This is a genomic window from Arthrobacter sp. P4_F10, assembly GCF_056401435.1.
In genome coordinates, this window is record NZ_JBFUJJ010000093.1 from 1 (window position 1) to 1,480 (window position 1,480).

General features: G+C 69.5%; 2 protein-coding genes. Both read left to right on the plus strand.

Going from position 1 to position 1,480, the window contains the following annotated elements; all coding sequences use genetic code 11:
* Window positions 1–798, plus strand: a 798-nt coding sequence (locus AC1DR1_RS23140; protein WP_476993453.1) for a serine hydroxymethyltransferase, incomplete at its 5' end; no start/stop codon positions are given.
* A gap of 90 nt (window positions 799–888) precedes the next feature.
* The coding region (locus tag AC1DR1_RS23145) for a serine dehydratase beta chain (RefSeq protein ID WP_476993454.1) at window positions 889–1,480 on the plus strand (592 nt) is incomplete at its 3' end.

Consider the following 1,480-nt stretch of genomic DNA (forward strand, 5'->3'; position numbering starts at 1 on the left):
CGAGCCGAGCGCCTTGCCCTCGAGCACAAGCCGGCGCTGATCGTGGCGGGCTGGTCCGCGTACGCCCGCCAGCTCGACTTCGCCGAGTTCCGCCGGATCGCCGACTCGGTGGGTGCCTACCTGATGGTGGACATGGCGCACTTCGCCGGGCTGGTCGCGGCCGGGCTGCACCCGTCCCCGGTCCCGCACGCCCACGTCACCACCTCCACGACGCACAAGACCCTCGCCGGTCCGCGCGGCGGGATCATCCTGTCCAACGACGCCGAGATCGCCAAGAAGATCAACTCCGCGGTGTTTCCCGGCCAGCAGGGCGGGCCGCTGGAGCACGTCATCGCGGGCAAGGCCGTGGCGTTCAAGATCGCCGCCTCCGAGGAGTTCCGGGAGCGCCAGGAACGGGTGCTGGCCGGGGCCAGGATCCTCGCGGACCGGCTGGTCCAGCCGGATGTGACCGCGAAGGGGATCAGCGTGATCTCCGGCGGCACCGATGTGCACCTGGTCCTGGTGGACCTGCGCGACTGCGAGCTGAACGGCCAGGAAGCCGAGGACCGCCTCGCGGCCATCGACATCACGGTCAACCGCAACGCCGTCCCGTTCGACCCGCGCCCGCCGATGGTGACCTCCGGGCTGCGGATCGGCACCCCGGCGCTGGCGACCCGCGGCTTCGGCGAGGCGGCCTTCGCCGAGGTCGCCGACATCATCGCCGAGGCCCTGACCGCCGACGCCGGCGCGGACCTCTCCGGCCTGCGCACCCGGGTGGAGGCCCTCGCCGCCGCCCACCCGCTCTACCCTGCCCTATAGCCCGTCCCGGTAGTTGAGCCCGTCGATGCATTGGGGGTTTGACGGGCTCAACCACCGACATTTGAAGCATGACCTAGTGAGGAACCGACAATGGCTGTTGGAGTCTTTGACCTGTTTTCCATCGGAATAGGACCATCCAGTTCCCACACGGTGGGTCCGATGCGGGCCGCCGCCGTGTTTGCCGAAGAACTTAAGTCCCTCGGCAAGCTGGCAGAGGTGGCGTCGCTGCGGGTGGACCTCTACGGCTCGCTCGCTGCCACGGGCCACGGCCACGGCACCATGACGGCCATCCTGCTCGGGCTCGAGGGCTTCCATCCCGAGCAGATCCTCCCCGAGGAAGTGGAGGGCCGGCTGGCGGCGATCGCCGGGACCGGCACCCTGCAGCTGGCAGGGGCTGTGCCCCTGCCGTACGGGGTGAAGGACATGGTCCTGCGGCCGCTGACCATCCTGCCCCGGCACACCAACGGGATGACGTTCACCGTCTCCGACGCCGGGGGCGAAACCCTGCACAGCGCCACGTTCTTCTCCGTCGGCGGCGGCTTCATTGTCCGCGAGGGCGAGGAGGACGCGGCCCTGAAGGAACTCGACGAATCCAAGAAGGAACTCCCGCTGCCGTTCCGCACGGCGGCCGAACTGCTGGAACACTGCCAGTCCCAGGGCCTCTCGATCGGCGAGATCATGC